Origin of the sequence: Nocardia sp. NPDC051833 (assembly GCF_040681225.1) — a bacterium.
Lineage (GTDB): Bacteria > Actinomycetota > Actinomycetes > Mycobacteriales > Mycobacteriaceae > Nocardia.
In genome coordinates this window covers 434,908-451,924 of the sequence record NZ_JBFAYK010000003.1, presented here as the reverse complement: position 1 = coordinate 451,924, position 17,017 = coordinate 434,908, and the positions used below count along the sequence as shown (strand labels likewise).

Annotated in this window: 15 protein-coding genes; 1 reads left to right on the top strand and 14 read right to left on the bottom strand. The window is 70.8% G+C overall.

Annotated features, from left to right (window positions below):
• Positions 1 to 12: 12 nt before the first annotated feature.
• The 14 genes from AB0L91_RS26725 to AB0L91_RS26660 form a co-directional block, all read right to left on the bottom strand.
• Positions 13 to 222 (bottom strand): acyl-CoA carboxylase epsilon subunit, encoded by a 210-nt coding sequence (locus AB0L91_RS26725; protein WP_365014660.1) that lies wholly within the window; start codon positions 220 to 222, stop codon positions 13 to 15.
• On the bottom strand, positions 219 to 1,790 hold the full coding sequence (locus AB0L91_RS26720) for an acyl-CoA carboxylase subunit beta (protein ID WP_365014657.1): 1,572 nt from the start codon (positions 1,788 to 1,790) through the stop codon (positions 219 to 221). The genes AB0L91_RS26725 and AB0L91_RS26720 overlap by 4 nt, the downstream gene beginning before the upstream one ends.
• Before the next feature lie 36 nt (positions 1,791 to 1,826).
• Complete coding sequence (locus AB0L91_RS26715) at positions 1,827 to 3,776, bottom strand: SDR family oxidoreductase (RefSeq protein WP_365014655.1); 1,950 nt, start codon at positions 3,774 to 3,776, stop codon at positions 1,827 to 1,829.
• Positions 3,757 to 4,701 carry an aromatase/cyclase gene (locus AB0L91_RS26710; protein ID WP_365014653.1) on the bottom strand — a complete coding sequence of 315 codons (945 nt, stop codon included), beginning with the start codon at positions 4,699 to 4,701 and terminating at the stop codon, positions 3,757 to 3,759. The genes AB0L91_RS26715 and AB0L91_RS26710 overlap by 20 nt, the downstream gene beginning before the upstream one ends.
• Positions 4,702 to 4,730: 29 nt before the next feature.
• The gene (gene fabG / locus AB0L91_RS26705; protein WP_365014652.1) at positions 4,731 to 5,513 is read right to left on the bottom strand and encodes a 3-oxoacyl-ACP reductase FabG; all 783 of its coding nucleotides are present in this window, start codon (positions 5,511 to 5,513) and stop codon (positions 4,731 to 4,733) included.
• Between the two features lie 33 nt (positions 5,514 to 5,546).
• Positions 5,547 to 5,813, bottom strand: coding sequence for an acyl carrier protein (locus tag AB0L91_RS26700; RefSeq protein ID WP_365014649.1), 267 nt, complete (start codon positions 5,811 to 5,813; stop codon positions 5,547 to 5,549).
• A gap of 14 nt (positions 5,814 to 5,827) precedes the next feature.
• On the bottom strand, positions 5,828 to 7,051 hold the full coding sequence (locus AB0L91_RS26695; protein WP_365014646.1) for a ketosynthase chain-length factor: 1,224 nt from the start codon (positions 7,049 to 7,051) through the stop codon (positions 5,828 to 5,830).
• On the bottom strand, positions 7,048 to 8,325 hold the full coding sequence (locus AB0L91_RS26690) for a beta-ketoacyl-[acyl-carrier-protein] synthase family protein (RefSeq protein WP_365014643.1): 1,278 nt from the start codon (positions 8,323 to 8,325) through the stop codon (positions 7,048 to 7,050). Before AB0L91_RS26690 ends, AB0L91_RS26695 begins: the two co-directional genes overlap by 4 nt.
• Positions 8,322 to 8,648 (bottom strand): TcmI family type II polyketide cyclase, encoded by a 327-nt coding sequence (locus tag AB0L91_RS26685; protein WP_365014640.1) that lies wholly within the window; start codon positions 8,646 to 8,648, stop codon positions 8,322 to 8,324. Before AB0L91_RS26685 ends, AB0L91_RS26690 begins: the two co-directional genes overlap by 4 nt.
• Before the next feature lie 23 nt (positions 8,649 to 8,671).
• Entirely contained in the window at positions 8,672 to 10,126 is a 1,455-nt protein-coding gene (locus AB0L91_RS26680) for an FAD-dependent monooxygenase (protein ID WP_365014637.1), read from the bottom strand.
• A 20-nt stretch (positions 10,127 to 10,146) separates the two neighbouring features.
• The gene (locus AB0L91_RS26675; RefSeq protein ID WP_365014634.1) at positions 10,147 to 11,904 is read right to left on the bottom strand and encodes a biotin carboxylase N-terminal domain-containing protein; all 1,758 of its coding nucleotides are present in this window, start codon (positions 11,902 to 11,904) and stop codon (positions 10,147 to 10,149) included.
• A gap of 29 nt (positions 11,905 to 11,933) precedes the next feature.
• Complete coding sequence (locus AB0L91_RS26670) at positions 11,934 to 13,109, bottom strand: acyl-CoA dehydrogenase family protein (protein WP_365014631.1); 1,176 nt, start codon at positions 13,107 to 13,109, stop codon at positions 11,934 to 11,936.
• 254 nt (positions 13,110 to 13,363) lie between these two features.
• Positions 13,364 to 14,716 carry a helix-turn-helix transcriptional regulator gene (locus AB0L91_RS26665; protein WP_365014630.1) on the bottom strand — a complete coding sequence of 451 codons (1,353 nt, stop codon included), beginning with the start codon at positions 14,714 to 14,716 and terminating at the stop codon, positions 13,364 to 13,366.
• Between the two features lie 336 nt (positions 14,717 to 15,052).
• A complete protein-coding gene (locus AB0L91_RS26660; RefSeq protein ID WP_365014627.1) occupies positions 15,053 to 15,904 on the bottom strand; it encodes an SDR family NAD(P)-dependent oxidoreductase in 852 nt (283 codons plus the stop codon).
• A gap of 174 nt (positions 15,905 to 16,078) precedes the next feature.
• Between AB0L91_RS26660 and AB0L91_RS26655 the strand changes: the two genes are divergently transcribed.
• A complete protein-coding gene (locus AB0L91_RS26655; RefSeq protein ID WP_365014625.1) occupies positions 16,079 to 16,957 on the top strand; it encodes a rhodanese-like domain-containing protein in 879 nt (292 codons plus the stop codon).
• Positions 16,958 to 17,017 lie beyond the last annotated feature (60 nt).

Genomic DNA, 17,017 nt, shown 5'->3' with positions numbered 1-17,017 from the left:
GGGTTCCGTTCGTCAGCGGGTGGATCCGGTCCACGCGCGGGGGTCGGTGAAGGCGGGCCGGCGTTCCAGGCGCCGCCAGCGGGCGACGGGCCTGGCGGGGGCCGGCGGTTCGGCGGCGGCGCGACGCCGGGCGAGCAGCAGCAGGAGCAGGGCGCCGAGTTCGTCCGGGTCGGCGCTGCCCTTCTCGACGCGCAGGAAGGGCACCGGGTGATCGGCGCTCATTGCGGCGGGTTCCCGTGCTTGCGGCGGGGCAGATCGGTGTCCTTGCCCGCCAGCATGGCGAAGGCGCGGATCAGCACGCCCCGGGTGTCCCGCGGGTCGATCACGTCGTCGATGAGGCCGCGCTCGGCCGCGTAGTAGGGGTGCACGAGTTCGTCGCGGTATTCGGCGATCTTGCGCTCGCGGGTGGCCGCGGGGTCGGCCGACGCCGCGATCTCGCGCCGGAACACCACGTCGGCGGCGGCCTCGGCCCCCATCACGGCGATCTCGTTGGTCGGCCAGGCCAGGGCCAGGTCGGTGCCGATCGACAGCGAGTCCATCACGATATAGGCGCCGCCGTAGGACTTGCGCAGCACCAGCGAGACGCGCGGCACCGTCGCGTTGCAGTAGGCGTAGAGCAGTTTCGCGCCACGGCGGATGATGCCCGCGTGTTCCTGCCCGACGCCGGGCAGGAATCCCGGCACATCGACCAGCGTCAGCAGCGGGATGTTGAAGGCGTCGCAGAACTGGACGAACCGCGCGCCCTTCTCGCTGGCGTCGATGTCGAGCACCCCCGCCAGGCTCAGCGGCTGGCTGGCCACCACGCCGACCACCTGTCCGTCGAGCCGGGCCAGCGCGCACACCAGGTTCGTCGCCCAGGTGGCCTGGACTTCGAAATAGTCGCCGTCGTCGACGATTTCGACCAGCACATCGCGAATGTCGTAGGGGCGGTTGCCGTCCAGCGGCACCAGCTCGGTCAGTGCCGTGGTCTGCCGGTCGGCGGGATCGGCGGTGAAGGCGACCGGCGGCAGCTCCCGGTTGTTGGCGGGCAGCATCGACAGCAGCGCGCGCACATCGGACAGGCACGACTGTTCGTCGTCGTAGACGAAGTGCGCGACCCCCGACACCGAGGCGTGGACGTCGGCGCCACCGAGTTCGTCGTGGGTCACCCGTTCGCCGGTCACGGTGCGCACCACGTCGGGTCCGGTGATGAACATCTGCGCGATATCGCGTACCACGAAGACGAAGTCGGTGAGCGCGGGCGAGTACGCGGCGCCGCCCGCGCACGGGCCGAGCATCACGCTGATCTGCGGGATCACCCCCGAGGCCCGGGTATTGCGGCGGAAGATCCCGCCGTAGCCGGCCAGCGCGGTCACGCCCTCCTGGATGCGGGCGCCCGCACCGTCGTTGAGCGAGACCAGTGGCGCGCCCGCCGCGACGGCCATGTCCATGATCTTGTGGATCTTCTGGGCGTGCGCCTCGCCCAGCGCACCGCCGAAGACGCGGAAATCGCCCGCGTAGACGAAGACCGTGCGCGCGTCCACGGTCCCCCAGCCGGTGATCACGCCGTCGGTGTAGGGCCGCCGCGCTTCCAGCCCGAAGCCGGTGGCCCGGTGCCTGCGCAGCGGCTCCACCTCGACGAACGAGCCGGGGTCGAGGAGCAGGTCGATGCGTTCGCGGGCGGTGAGTTTGCCCTTGGCGTGCTGTCGTTCGGTGGCCGCCGGATCGGGGCCGAGCCGGGCGGCGCGTTTGACGGCATCGAGTTCGTCGAGCCGGTCGGTGTACCCGGTGGGTTCGTGCACTGTCGTCATCGGATCTCCTGGGGTGTCTCGGCCGGGGCCGTGCGGTCAGCCGAGCAGTGTTCCGCCGGTGGCGTCGAGGAAGGCGCCGGTGATCCACCGGGCCTCGTCGGTGGCGAGGAAGGTGACGACATCGGCGACGTCGACCGCCGCGCCGACGCGTTTGAACGCCGAGAACTGGGCCATCTGCTCGACCGCCTCGGGGATGTCGAACACGGCGCTGCCGTTGTCGGTGATGCCGGGCGCGACGGTGTTGACGGTGATCCCGCGCGGTGCCAGGTGGCGGGCGAAGTGCAGCGTGATCTGTTCCACCGCACCCTTGGTCATCGAGTAGGCCACCTGGTCGGGGCTGGCGAATCGGGTCAGGCCGGAGGAGATGTTGACGATCCGCCCGCCTTCGGGCAGCAGTCCGAGGGCGCGCTGCACGATGAAGAACGGCGCCCGGACATTGACCGCGAAGAGCCGGTCGAAGTCTTCCGGCGTCACGTCCTCGGGGAGCACACCGGCCGGCGTGGTGATCCCGGCGTTGTTGACCAGGATGTCGAGGGTGGTCTCACCGGTGCGTTCCTTGAGTCCCTGTTCCAGGCCGAGGAACAACTCGTGCACGCCCCCCGCCTCGCCCAGGTCGGCGCGGACGGGAAAGGCACGGCCACCGTCGGTTTCGATGAATTCGACCGTCTCGCGCGCGGCAGCCTCGTTGCCCGCGTAATGCACGGCGACGAGCGCACCCTTGGCGGCGAGCTGCCGGGCGGTCGCGCGACCGATGCCACGGCTGGATCCGGTGACCAGGGCGGTCTTGTTCGTCAGGCTCATGAGGTTCTCCTTCGACGGGGGTGGTGCGGCGGCCGGGTCGCCGGGACCGGGCAGGCCGCTGATCATGCGGGCGAGATGGGAGCGGACGTCGCCGAGGCGCAGGAGCTCGGCGAACAGCTGCCGGGCGGGTTCGACCTCCGGTCCGCCCAGGAGCAGCAGGGTTTGGGCGCGGATGTTGGTCAGGGTGCGGGCGCCGACGGCGTGCCGGGTGCGGTGGTAGCCGTCGAGTCCGGCCTCGACATCGGCGCGACTGCCGATCAGTCGGCCGGACAGGTCGGCGGCGTCCTGCAGGCCGAGGTTGAGAGCTTGGCCACCGACCGGCAGCTGGCGGTGGGCGGCGTCACCGGCCAGCAGGACCCGGCCGCGCCGATACCGGGTGACCTGCTGGCTGGTGTCGTCGAACGCGTTGCGCCACAGCGGCGTTCCGTGTCCGATCGGCTCGCCGGTCACCCGCGTCCAAGCGGCGGCGATCTCCTCGAACCCGGGTTCGCCGCCGGTGCCCCGGGGTTCGGCGCCGTAGACGTGCACCATCACCCTGGTGCTGCCGTCGGGCCAGCGCGACGACACCGCCAGCCCGTGCGGGAGCCGTTCGAACCGGCGGGCCGGGATATCGATCCCGGCCACGTCGGCCCGCAGCATCTCCCTGCCGGCCGCCGCGCCCGCCAGCTCGAATTCGGCCAGGTCACGCACCGTGCTGCGTTCTCCGTCGCACCCGACGAGATAGGCGCCGCGGTGGGTGTGCCGGACGCCGTCCCCGGTGACGGTCTCGATCCGGACGAAGCCGGGGTGCGCGATCAGGGCGGTGACCCGATGTCCACGCCGCAGCACGGCCCCCGCCTCGAGCGCTCGCTCCTGCAAGACCGCTTCCAGCCGGACCTGGGGGCATTTCCACTGGCCCGAGAACCGGTGTGCCGGATCGGCTTCGGTGAGGTCGAGCCGCAACCCGCCGAAATGGCCGGGACCACCGTCGGGCAGCGGACCGAGCCGGTCGAGCACGCCACGCTCGGCGAGCACGTCCATGGTGCGGGCGTGCAGGGTGGAGGCCCGCGATTCGGTGGTGGGCGCGGCGAGCTGTTCCACCACCGTCACGCGCAGGCCCGCCTCGGCCAGGTCGCCGGCGAGCAGGAGCCCGACCGGTCCGGCGCCGACGATCAGGACGTCGGGGTCATCGTCGGGCTTCGGCATAGTTCTTGGCGTGGTTCAGCGTGGCCCGGCTGTTGCCGCCGAGCGCTTCGCGCAGGAACGTGCGGGCCTCGGGCACCCCGGCATCGGGTCCGAGGATCTCGGTGATCCGCGATTCCTCGATGATCACCGTGTGCTGCGAGGACGCGGTGGTCGTGCCGTCCGGGTTGGTCCGGAATTCCCAATAGCCGGTGTGCACGGCCATCAGGGCGGGCAGGGTGGTCTGCTTGTAGGCGATCCGCTCCCGGGGGAAGCAGATCCGTACCGATTCGGTGGTGTGGCTGGACCCGTCCTTGGTCAGGGTGTCCATCCGCAGCACCTGCACACCCGGGGTGTCCTCGGTCAGCCGCACCGAGGCCACGTGCGGCAGCCGCTCGGTCCACCGGTCCGCCTCGTTGACGAAGTCGTAGACATCGCCTGCCGCGCCGACGATCTCGACCGAGTCGACGAACGACAGGGTGAGATCGGCGGTCCGCACCGCCGACTCCACCGCGGCCTTGAGCCCGGGCAGTTCGGCGCGGCTGTTGTCGTCGACCGCCTTCTCGATCCACGCCAGGCCCTCGGGATCGTCGTCGATCGCCCGGTAGGAGTGCAGCAGCCGCAGCGCGGTGCCGTCCCCGCTCGGTTCGATGATCCAGGTGCCGCTCATCTGCGCCACGGGCGGCGCGGACACCTCCTGCCAGAAGGTGATCCGCAGCTGCACGGGGTCGAGGGCGCGACGCGAGATCCAGGTCTTGGGTTCGCCGTTGGCGGTGGCCCAGATCTGGATGCGTTCGGAGTTGCCCTCGTGTTCGAGCCGGGTCACGTACACCGACGGTGGGAACAGCCGGGGCCAGTTCTCCACCTCGGCCAGCAGGCGGTACACCTCGCCGGGCGGGGCGGCCACGGTGATGGTGTGCTCGACCTGGCGGGTGGTCTGCGTCGTCATGGGAGTCTCCTGGTGCTCGTCGGCCGGATTCAGAAGTTGCCGAGTCCGCCGCAGACGTTGAGCGCCTGCGCGGTGATGGAGGCGGCCAGATCGGACGCCAGGTAGCCGACCAGGCCGGCTACCTCTTCGGGGGTGGAGTAGCGGCCGAGCGGGATCTTGGCCTGGAACTTGGTGAGGATGGCGTCCTCGGTGGTGTCGTAGGCCGCCGCGTAGCCGGACCGGACCCGTTGCGCCATCGGCGTTTCCACGTACCCGGGGCACACCGCGTTGACGGTGATCCCGGTCGGGGCCAGCTCGTTGCCCAGGGCCTTGGTGAAGCCGACGACACCGTGCTTGGACGCCGAGTACGGCGCCCCGAGCACCACGCCCTGCTTGCCCGCGGTGGAGGCGATGTTGATGATGCGGCCGCGCTGCTTGTCCCGCATGCCGCCGGTGGTCAGCACCTCGCGGCTGGCCAGGAAGACACTGTTGAGGTTGGTCGCGATCACGTCGGACCACAGTTCCTCGGTGAGGTCGGCGGTGACACCGCCGCCGGAGCGGCCCGCGTTGTTGACCAGCACGTCCACCGGGCCGTACCGGTCGACCGCGGCCCGGACGAACGCCGAGATGTCCTCGGCCGCACGGACATCGGCGGTGGTGCCGTCCACGTCGAAGCCCTCGCCCCGCAATCGCGCGACGGTGTCGGCGACGGCTTCCTTGCTGCGGGCGCACAGGAACACCCGGTGTCCCTGGCCAGCCAGCTGACGGGCCGAGGCCAGGCCGATGCCGCTGGTGGCGCCGGTCACGAGGGCCACCTTGTCGTCGTTGGTCATGTCTGTACTCCTGTCGGGCAATCGGTGTCGCGCTCAGCTGGGCTGTGGCGCTTCGAGCAGCTGTTCGTTGACCAGGGCGACCAGGGCGCGCGGCGTGGTCACGGCGACGACCGCGTCGTCGTCGAGGGTCACGCCGAATTCGCGCTTGATCCGGCCGGTGGTCTCGAGCAGCGCCAGCGACTCGTAGCCGAGCTCTTCGAATTCGAGGTCGGCGAACTCGCCGTCGAGGCCGGGGCTGTCGCCACTGCCTTCGCGCAGGATGCGGCGCAGGTCGTCGAGGGTGAACGGGGATGTCGACACGGGGCTTTCCTTTCTCAGGGACGAAGATGATCGGGGCCGCGCACGACCATGGCGGAGTTGAACCCGCCCGCGCCGCGCGCGAGCACGAGCGCGGTGCGCACCGGGGCTTGTCTGGCCTCGCCGACCAGATCGAGTGGATAGTCCGCGGCGAGATCGGTGCCGATGGTCGGCGGGATCACGCCGTCGCGGATGGACAGGAAGGCGGCGGCCAGATCGAGCGGCGCCGCGCCCGAATACAGCCGTCCCGTCATGGTTTTCGGCGCGGTCACCGGTACGCCACGCGCGCCGAACACCGCGACCAGGGCGTCGGCCTCGATCCGGTCGAGCTCGGCGATGCCCGCGGCGTCGGCGAACACGACGTCGATCTCGGCGGGGGTGACGCCCGCGTCGGCGAGGGCGAGGTCGATCGCCCGGCGCAGTCCGGGCTCGCCCGGGCCGTCGGGTCGCGGGTCGACGGTCGCCGCGTGTCCGGCGATCTCGCCGTAGATCTGTGGCGCGTCCCGGCGCCGGGCATGCTCGGCGTCCTCGAGCACCAGCAGCGCTCCGCCCTCGCCGGGGACGTAGCCACCGGCCTGCGCGTCGAACGGCAGGTAGGCCCGCTCGGGGTCGTCGACGGTGCTCAGCCCGCCACCGGCCAGTTGCGCCACCCAGCCCCATGGGCAGATCGAGGCGTCCACGGCACCGGTCACCACCAGCGCGGTGCCGCGCCGGATCTGCCTGCGCGCCTGGGCGACCGCGTCCAGGCCGCCCGCCTGGTCACTGACCACGACGCTGCTCGGACCGCGCAGCCCGTTGCGGATGGAGATCTGTCCGCTGTTGACCGCGTAGAACCAGGCGAAGGACTGGTAGGCGCTCACGTACTCGCCGCCCTTGCTCCACAGCGCGCGCAGCTCGTTCTGCCCGAACTCGAACCCGCCCGAACTGCTGGCGGTGATCACGCCAGCGGCGTAGTCGGGCAGTTCGTCCGGCCGCACCCCGGCGTCGGCGAAGGCCCAGTCGGCGCTCACCAGCGCCAGCCGGGTCATCCGGTCGGTCTGCGGCAGCAGCCGGCCCGGCAGATGCTCCTCGGCCTCGAATCCGGTGATCTCCCCGGCCAATCGGGCGGGATAGGACTCGGGGTCGAACCGGGTGACCCGGCGGATCCCGGTCTGCCCGGCGAGGGTGGCGCGCCAGTATTCGTCCAAGCCCAGACCGGTCGGCGCGGCGACACCGAGCCCGGTCACCACCGCGGCGGTCATCGCCCGCTCCGGAACGGATCGGCCAGCACGACCGCGCTCTGGAAGCCGCCGAACCCGCTGCCCACCGACAGCACCACGTCGACCTTGTGGTCGCGGGCGGTCAGCGGTACGTAGTCCAGATCGCATTCGGGATCAGGGTTGTGCAGGTTCGCCGTCGGCGGCACCACGTCGTTGACCAGCGCCAGCACCGAGGCCGCGATCTCGATCGAGCCGATCGCGCCGAGCGAGTGTCCGACCATCGACTTGATCGAGCTCATCGGCGTGCGATAGGCGTGGTCACCGAGACTGCGCTTGACCGCGGCGGTCTCGTGCCGGTCGTTCTGTTTGGTGCCCGAGCCGTGCGCGTTGATGTAGTCGACCTCGGAGCCGTCGATCCGCGCCTGACCCAGCGCCGTGCGGATCGCCTCGGCCATCTCCTTGCCGTCCGGACGCAAGCCGGTCATGTGGAAGGCGTTGGACCGGGTGGCGTGGCCGGCCAGTTCGGCGTAGATCTTCGCTCCCCGCCTGCGCGCGCTCTCGAGTTCCTCGAGCACGAACACCGCGGCGCCCTCGCCGAGGACGAACCCGTTGCGGCTGGCGTCGAACGGGCGCGAGGCGTGTTCGGGGTCGTCGTTGCGCGGGGTCGTCGCCTTGATCGCGTCGAAGCAGGCCACGGTGATCGGGCTGATCGGCGCGTCCGTGGCACCGGCGATCATCACGTCGGCGCCGCCCTCGCGCAGGACCTCCGCGGCGTAGCCCACCGCGTCCAGACCGGAGGTGCAACCGGTGGACACTACCGTCGACGGTCCCTGCGCGCCCACGGCCCAGGCCACCTCGGTCGCGAACGAACTCGGGACGAAGTAGTTGTAGAGGTGCGGCACCGCGTAGGTGTGGTCGACCAGTTCGAGCCGCCCGCCGTCGCTGACGGTGCGGTACTCCTGGTCGAGCCCCATCGTCGCGCCGACCGCGCTGCCGATGGTGACACCGGTCCGGAACGGGTCGATGTCGTCGAATTCGAGTCCGCTGTCGGCCACCGCCTCCCTGGCACTCACCACCGCCAGCTGCGCCGCCCGGTCCATCCGCCGGATCTCCTGCGGGGTCAGGCCGTGCAGTTCCGGGTCGAAGTCGATCTCGGCGGCGACCTGGGAGCGGAACGGCGCCGGATCGAACAGCGAGATGCGCCCGGTCGCGGTGCGGCCGTTGGAGATCAGGTCCCAGAAGCTCTTGGTGCCGACCCCGCCAGGGGCGGTGACACCGACGCCGGTGATCACCACGCGGCGTTCCCCGGCGCTCATCGCGCGTTCCAGTCGTAGAAGCGGTGCGCCATGGCATCTGCCGGGGAACGCCAGGTCTTCGGGTCGTAGGCCTCGATGAACGGCTTCAGGTCCTGGCTGATCCGGACGAAGCGGTCGTCGGTCTTGGCGTCCTCGATCCGGTCGCCGCCGTCGTCGGCGTCGAAGTCCTGCAGGTGGAAGTACAGGCCGCGGTAGTGGAACAGCTGACGGCGGCGAGTGCCCATCCGGTGCGGCATCTCGGTGGTGTCGAAGTCCCGGAACAATCCGGCGACATCGCCCGCGGACGCGAGGTCCATGCGGGCCACGATCAGTGTGCTGAACATTGACTTCCCCTTCTCTGTGGTCTTCACCGGCCCGGCCCGAACCAGCGGTCCAGGGCGGTCGGCAGATCGTCGTCGGTGCCGGGAGCGACCCAGGCGACATGGCCGTCGGGCCGCACCAGCACCGCCGTGGTGCGGGCGCCGGCCTCGATCGGTTCGGTGGTGGTGGCGGTGACCACGTCGATGCGGTCGGTCCAGGGCTGGGCCCGGCGGCGCAGCGCCGGGTTGTCGGTGAGGTCGAGCAGGACACCGCGACCGGACCGCAGCAGCGCGGCCGTGTCGGTGACCTGCCCGCCGCGAACGAGCGCGCGCCGCGGCAGCCGCGCACCCAAGAGCGGGTGGGAGCCGCGGCCCACGTCGTAGCGGATGTCGAGACCGGTGACCCGCGCGGCGAGGTGCCGTTCCACCTCGGGATAGGCGACGAGTTCGCGCAGCACCTCCCGCAGCGGCCCGACCTCCTCGCCGCCGAGCAGGAACAGGCTCTGCGCCTTGGTGTTGGCCAGCAGCCGCTCCCCCACCGGATAGCGCTCCGCGTGGTAGGTGTCGAGCAGCGCCGCCGACGCCGTGCCCCGAACCACCGCGGCGAGTTTCCAGCCGAGGTTCACCGCGTCCTGGATGCCGGTGTTCATGCCCTGCCCGCCCGCGGGCAGGTGCACGTGGGCGGCGTCGCCCGCCAGCAGGACCCGGCCGCGGCGGTACTCGGTGACCAGGCGCGCGGCGTCACCGAACGCGCTCACCCACACCGGCTCCGCGTGCGAGATGTCGACGTCGGTCAGCCGCTTCCACACGTCGGCGACCTCGGCGAAATCCGGTGGGCCACTGCGCCGCCGGGGCGCGGCACCGCGTTCGCCGACGATGATGCGGTAGGTGCCGTCGGGCAGCCGGGCGCTGATCACCATGCCGCCCGCCACCTGCTGACCGATCATCCGCGGCGCGATCTCCACGCCACGCACGTCGGCGAGCAGCAGTTCGGTGGTGGCCGGGGTGCCGGGAAAGTCGAATCCGGCCGCTTTGCGCACCACACTGCGCCCGCCGTCGGCGCCGACGAGGTAGCCCGCCCGCAGCGGCGGGTGACCGTCGAGGTGCACGGTGACCCCGTCGGCGTCGCTGTCGAGCCCGACGACCTCGTGCCCGCGCCGGATGTCCGCGCCGAGTTCCCGCGCCCAGCTCTCCAGCACCGCTTCCGTCGTCGACTGCGGCACGGTCCGCGGTGCTTCCAGCGGGGCGCCGAGCACCGCGAGGTCCAGCGGGATACCGCCGAAGTGTCCGGCCGAACCCGTTTCGAGCGCGCCGAAGCGGCTCAGCAGGCCGCGCTGTTCCAGTACTTCGGCGGTGCGCAGCGTCAGCCCGATGCCGCGCGATTCCCCGGTGCGGGCGGGCAGCCGGTCGACGACGATCACGTCGACGCCGGCCAGCCGCAGTTCCCCGGCCAGGGTCAGCCCGGTCGGTCCCGCTCCGGCCACGATGACCGCAGTGTCCATGGTTTCCTCCTGAATCCCGTTCATGCCGCATGACTTCCGGAGTCGTCGAGCCGGCACAGGGTGGTGCCGGAGCTCACCGTCGTCCCGACGGTGGCGGTCAGTTCGCGCACGGTGCCCGCCCGGTGCGCGGTGATCGGTTGTTCCATCTTCATGGCCTCGATCACCGCGACGAGCTCGCCGGCGTCGACCCACTGACCTTCCGCCACAGCGACTTTCACGACGGTGCCCTGCATGGGAGCGACCAGCGCGTCGGAGGCGACAGCCCCGCGGACTCCGCCACCGCGCGCCGCCCGTGGCGTCCGGCGGGGCGCGCTACCCGGCCCGATCCGCTCGGCCGCGGGCAGGGATACCTCGACCCGGCGACCACTGATCTCCACGACGACCGTTTCCCTCGCCTGCTCCGGTTCCGCTTCGCCCCCGAGGTCCTGCGGGGCGATGCGGTTGTCGAATTCGGTCTCGATCCAGCGGGTGTGCACGGTGAACGGCGCGGTGGTGAACGCTGGGTCGTCGAGCACGGCGCGGTGGAACGGCAGCGTGGTCGGGAGGCCGTCGACGGTGAGCTCGGCGAGCACCCGTCGCGATCTGGCCACCGCCTGCTCGCGGTCGGCGCCGGTGACGATCACCTTGGCCAGCAGCGAATCCCAGGCCGGGCCGATCACGGTCCCCTCGTAGACACCGGTGTCCACCCGGACTCCCGGCCCCGAGGGCGCGGCGAACGCGGTCACCGTGCCGGGCGCGGGCAGGAATCCGCGCCCCGGGTCCTCGGCATTGATGCGGAACTCCAGCGCGTGGCCGCGCGCGGGCGGGTCGTCGTAACCGAGCGCCTCGCCGCGGGCGATCCGGAACATCTCGCGCACCAGGTCGATCCCGGTCACTTCCTCGCTCACGGGATGCTCGACCTGCAGCCGGGTGTTCACCTCGAGGAACGACAGTGTGCCGTCGCGCCCGATCAGGAATTCGCACGTGCCCGCGCCGACATAGCCCGCCCTGGACAGGATCGCCTTCGACGCCCGGTACAGCTCCGCGCGCTGCGCCTCGGTGAGGAACGGCGCCGGGGCCTCCTCGACCAGCTTCTGATGGCGGCGCTGCAGCGAGCAGTCCCGGGTCGACACCACCACGACATGCCCGAAAGCGTCTGCCAAGCACTGTGTTTCCACGTGTCGTGGCTGCTCGAGGTAGCGCTCGACGAAGCACTCGCCCCGGCCGAAGGCCGCGGTGGCCTCGCGCACGGCGGCGTCGAACAGTTCGGCGATCTCGGCGCGATCCCGCGCGACCCGCAGCCCGCGACCGCCGCCGCCGTGGGCGGCTTTGATCGCGATCGGCAGACCGTGCCGATCGGCGAAGGCCACCGCCTCGGCCGCGCCCGCGATCGGATCACGGGTGCCCGGCACGAGCGGAGCGCCGACCGCCTCGGCGAGGTGCCGGGCCGAGACCTTGTCACCGAGCGCGCGGATCGCGGCCGGCGGCGGACCGATCCAGATGAGCCCCGCGTCGAGCACCGCCTGCGCGAAATCCGCGTCCTCGGAAAGGAATCCGTAGCCGGGATGGACGGCGTCGGCTCCCGCGGCGGCCGCGGCGGCCAGCAGTTTGGCCGAGTCGAGATAGCTCGTCGCCGGCGTGTCACCGCCGAGCGCGTACGCCTCGTCCGCCAGCCGGACATGGGGTGCGTCCCGGTCGGGTTCGGCGTAGACCGCGACCGCGGTGAGTCCTTCGTCGCGGCACGCGCGCACGACGCGGACCGCGATCTCGCCTCGATTGGCGATGAGTACCTTGCGCATGGTTCCGGCTCCCTGTCGCTGCGTCGTGGTCACAGGTAGACGGTGTTGGGCGGCAGGCCGACCAGCGAGCGGCCGTACAGCTCGATGTTCACGCTGGGCGTGATCATGGCGTGCAGCGAGGTCGCGTGGATGTCGCGCTGCAAGCGCCCGATCGGGACGTCGCGCTGGATCGAGGAGCCGCCGCCGGCCTGTGCCAGGATCTCCACCGCGGCCTTGGCCTGATGAGCCACCCAGCCGATCTGCACCCGCGACCAGACCCGCTCCTGTTCGGTCCACGCCTCGTTCGCCGCTGCCTTCGCGTCGATCACGTCGGCGAAGGTGCGCGCCCGTGCCTCGGCGTCCTCGATCAGCAGCGCGGCCTCGCCGACCTGGAGGTGGGTGACCGGAGCGTCGAGCTGACTCGGATAGTCGGTGTAGGTGATCGGCCTGCCGGGCAGCCGTTCGACGAAGGCCGACAGCGCCGCCCGTGCCGCGCCGACCAGCTGTCCGGTCTGGATCGCGGTGACCGGCACCAGCACCGGCGCCGCGTACTGCGGCTTGAGCACGTTGACCGCCGACTTGGAGCGGTTCTGATAGAAGTCCTCACCGGTGATGACGCGGTGCTCGGGCACGAAGACGTTCTCGGCCACCGTGGAGACGCTGCCCGAGCCTTCCAGCCCGGAGGTGTACCAGTCGTCGACGATGCGCAGATCCGCCGTCGGCACCAGCGCGAAGATCGGCACCGGCGCGGCGCCGGGCTCGGTCGGCAGGGCCACCGTGATCTTCCACTGCGCGTGCAGCACACCGCTGTTGAAGCGCCACGTGCCGTTGAGCAACCACCCGCCGTCGACCTTCGTGGCCGTGCCGGTGGGGGCCGTGGTGCCCGAGATCCGCACGTTCGGCGTCGCGAACACCTCGTCGAGCGCCGCGTCGGGCCACAGTGCCGACATCCAGGTCAGCGAGGCATAGATCGACAGGCAGAACGCCACCGAGGTATTGCCGCGGGCGACTTCGGCGAGCACATCGACGAAATCGCGGGTGGCGGACTCGTAGCCGCCGTACTGCGCGGGCGCCTGCATCTTCAGCAGGCCGGATTCCTCGATCGCCGCGATGACATCGTCGGGCAGACGGCGGTTCTCGTCGATCCACCGGGCCCGGGAGCGCAGCAGCGGCGCCAATTTCGCGGCACGTTCGACGAGTTCCGCGCGGGACGGGTTGGCAGACATATCGATTCCTCTCGCCGAATTTCGAGAATTATTCGGCGACAACGCTGCTCACCGATCACGAGAAATCTCGCACAGGATTCGGCGGCGGTTCAAGAGCTGCGGAACGACTCTACGGTCGACCCGTAGGTTATCCCCGGGAAACCCACAGGATCACCACCGGGACTTCGCATTCGGTGCCACCGGAAACGCACGAAGGACGGCAGCCGTGCGAAACACGACTACCGTCCGAGGAATTGGACTACCGCTAAACTAGTTCATGCACACTCCCGCGAATTCATCACCCCCGCCAGTTGCCGCCGACCCGGAATGCCGAGTTTTCGGTACACATTCGACAGATGGAACTCGACGGTCCGCACAGTCAGGAACAGTTCTTCGGCGATGTCCTTGTTGGTCAGCCCCCGCAGGGCCAGGCCGGCGATCTTGCGCTCCTGTCTGGTCAGACCGGTCTCGCGGTGCTGGTTGTCCAGCGTGCCGAGCACCGAGCCCGCCCGCTGGAGCACCGGTCTGCTGCCCGCGGCGGCCGCGAGCTCGGTGGCCGCCGCGACCGCCCACCGCGATCGCGCCACATCACCTTCGAGTGCGTGCAGCTGCCCCAGGTCACACAGGGCGCCCATCAATTCGTACCGGGCCTCGGCCAGTTCCAGCAGCTCAACGGCGCGTTCGAGCGTGGCGACCGACCCGCCGTCGCGCCGTGCCATCCCGACCGCGTGCAACGCCCGCCCCACCGCGCCGGGTGACCCCCAGCGCCGGGCGGCCGCGAGTTCGTCGTCGGCCAGCGCCGCCGCCAGGTCGCAGCGCCCGAGCGCGGTGGCGACCAGCGCCGCGCGAGACCGCCACGGCACGATCGCCGGATTGGCGACATTCAGTGCGGTGAGGACCTTTCCGCAGGCCAGATAGTCCGCGAGGCTGCGCTCGAGCTCCCCTTCGGCCCGGTGCAACGCGCCGCGGGCGGCGAGCACGTGCGCGTGGTCGGGCATGGCCTCTACCGCTCTCATCCGGTCCTCGAACAGACACCGGGCACCGCGCAGGTCACCCACCTGGACCAGCGCCTCGACCAGCCAGGCCAGCGCCATTCCCCGCAGCGAGGGCGACACCCCGCGCCGCAGCAGCGGTCCCATCGCCTCGATCGCCGCGGCGGGTCTGCCGGACTGGGCGTCGATCCTGGCGCGGATCAGCGTGAGTGCCTCGACGACGCGCGGCGAGGTTTCGGTTCGGTCGGCCGACAGCAGCCGGGTGCAGTAGGCCGCGGCCTCGGCGCAGCGGTCCGCGTAGACCAGCGCCAGCAGCGCCAGCCACAGGCAGCCCGCGTCCGGCTGCCCGGATTCGGTGTCGAGCACCAGTTCCGAACGGCGGACGATGGTTTCGCGGTCCAGTACACCGCAGTGCACGAACAGCATGCTCTGCACGCCGCCGCACAGGGTGTCGGCGTCGCCGAACCGGATACGGGCCTCGCTGTGGCCGACGCCGGACAGGTAATCGATCGTGCGGGTGAGCCGGGCATCGCGCCGTTCACACCAGGTCCGCTCCGGGCGATCGCATCGGGTTCTCTCCGCGCACCCGGACATCCGGGTCGTACCGATGGACCGGAATTCCTGGCGTCCCGCCATAGAATTCACTACGCCCGGCGGCGACGTGCCGTCCGAACAGGGCACAGGATGATCGTTCATGAAGTCTCCCTGGTGCAGCAAGCCGAGCTTTCGCGGCCACGCCGTCGACAGCCGCGAAGAATTCCCACCCCTGTTTCAAAGTACCAGCGACACAGCGTCATTCACAGTGACGCTCGACATACGATTTTCATGATCTTATCTCTTGCAGATCACGATCTCGAATCGAATACTCGCACAGGCGATTACACAATCCGCCGCCAGATCGTCGATGCAAAGGCAAATGTGCTTGCAGACGAAAGTTCGCCCGCCGATAGCCGAACGAGCGCAGTTCTCGGTTCAGCGCTCGACGGCACCCACGGTCTGGGACAGGCGCGCGAGCAGGGTCGTCGTCTCGTCGAACAGCCGCGCCGCCGCGACCGGATCGAAGGCGGGCCCGCGGACGTCGAGAACCTTGCCCTGCACGATCGCGGTCAGTGGCGCGACCGGCGGATCGTCCAGCACGTCGAGGATCGGGCCGACCGCCCGCTCCACCGATTGCGCGCCCACCCGCATCGCCTCGATCCTGGCCGCCATCTCGGGGTCGTAGTCGCCGGACAGCCCCGTGTCGACCACGCCCGGATGCAGCAGCACGTACGCCACCCGGGCCGGAGCGCGGCGCGCGAACTCGATTCCCAGCAGGTCGTTGAGCTGACCGCCCTGCGACAGCGCGCGCAGGCCGTGATAGCCCTGCGCGAAACCCAGGTCACCCCAGCGGATCTGGCCGGTGCCGCTACCGGGGCCCGCCACATTGAGGATCAGCGGCCGAGGTGCGGCCGCGAGCAGGTCGAGCAGGTCGTAGCCGAGCACGAAGCGGCTCAGATAGAACAAGGCGAGGGTGTACTCGAATCCTTCCGCGGTCACCAGCCGTTCGGACCGGTAGTGCCGCGCGCACAGTACCAGTGCGTCGAGCCGGGTGACGCGCGCGCGAACCGCCGCGATCGCCGCACGCGTGGCCGCGATCGAGCTGAGGTCGGCGGCGACGAAATGCGCACGGTCCCCGCCACCGAGCGCCTCGGCCGCCGCCAGGAACTCGGCGCCCCGCACCGGGTTCCGCCCGATGACCACGACGGTGTCGCCTTTGGCCAGGCGGTCGAGAGCCGCCGCCCGCCCGAGGCCGTCGGTCCCGCCGGCGACAACAATGTGCTTCATACATTGATGCTAACGGGACGGTTCATCGATGTCATCCCGACCGTACAGTGAATTGGAACAGCGAGTTCAGTTCGAGGCCCTGATTACATTCACGGCGATCGGTGCTCTGTCCACCACTCGACGCCCCTCGCTAGGTTCGGGAGGCAGTGCCCACCAGCGCGATCGGAGGTTCACATGGGGCTCACCTTCCCCCACACCGTGTCCGTCTCCTGGCTCCGCGACCATCTCGGCGAGCCCGGCCTGCTCGTCGTGGACGCGAGCACCCGGTTCACCGTGCACGACGACGGCACCTTCTCCCTCGAGCCGGGCCGCACCGCCTACGCCGCCGCGCAGGTGCCCGGCGCGGTCTTCGCGGACCTGCTCACCGACTTCGCCGACCCCACGGCCGATCAGCCCGTCACCGCACCGGATTCGGCGCGCTTCGCCGCGGCGGCGGGCGCCCTGGGCATCGGTGACGGCGTGCGCGTCGTCGTCTACGACCAGGACGACGGCATGTGGGCCACCCGCTTCTGGTGGCAGCTGCGCCTGGAGGGTTTCGACGACGTCGCCGTCCTCGACGGCGGACTCCCGGCCTGGCAGACCACGGGCGGCGAGGTCTCGAGCTTCCCCGTCCCACCGACCCCGGTCACCTTCACCCCGCGCCGGCGGCCGGGTCTCCTCCGATCCACCGCCGAGGTGCGGGCCGCCATCGACGACGACGGCTCCGTTCTCGTCGGCGTCCTGGACCCCGCCGTCTACCGCGGCGACACCGAGGTGTTCGCCCGCCCCGGACACATCCCCGCGAGCATCAACCTCCCGATCGACCGGATCCGCGACCCACGGACCGGCACCCTGCGCCCCCTGGCGGAACTCCGGACCCTGTTCGCCACCGCGGGCCTGCTGGATTCCACGATCACCCCCGTCACCTACTGCGGCGGCGGGGTCGCCGCCACCGCCGTCGCCCACGCCCTGGCCCTGCTCGGCCGCGACGACGTCGCCGTCTACGACGGCTCCCTCACCGCCTGGACCGCCGACCCCACCCTTCCACTCACCCTGGGCGACCAGCCTGGATAACCGCTGCGATCACACTGTGATTCGCCTCGCTCCCAGGCTCCTCCCAGCGATCGTCCAGGG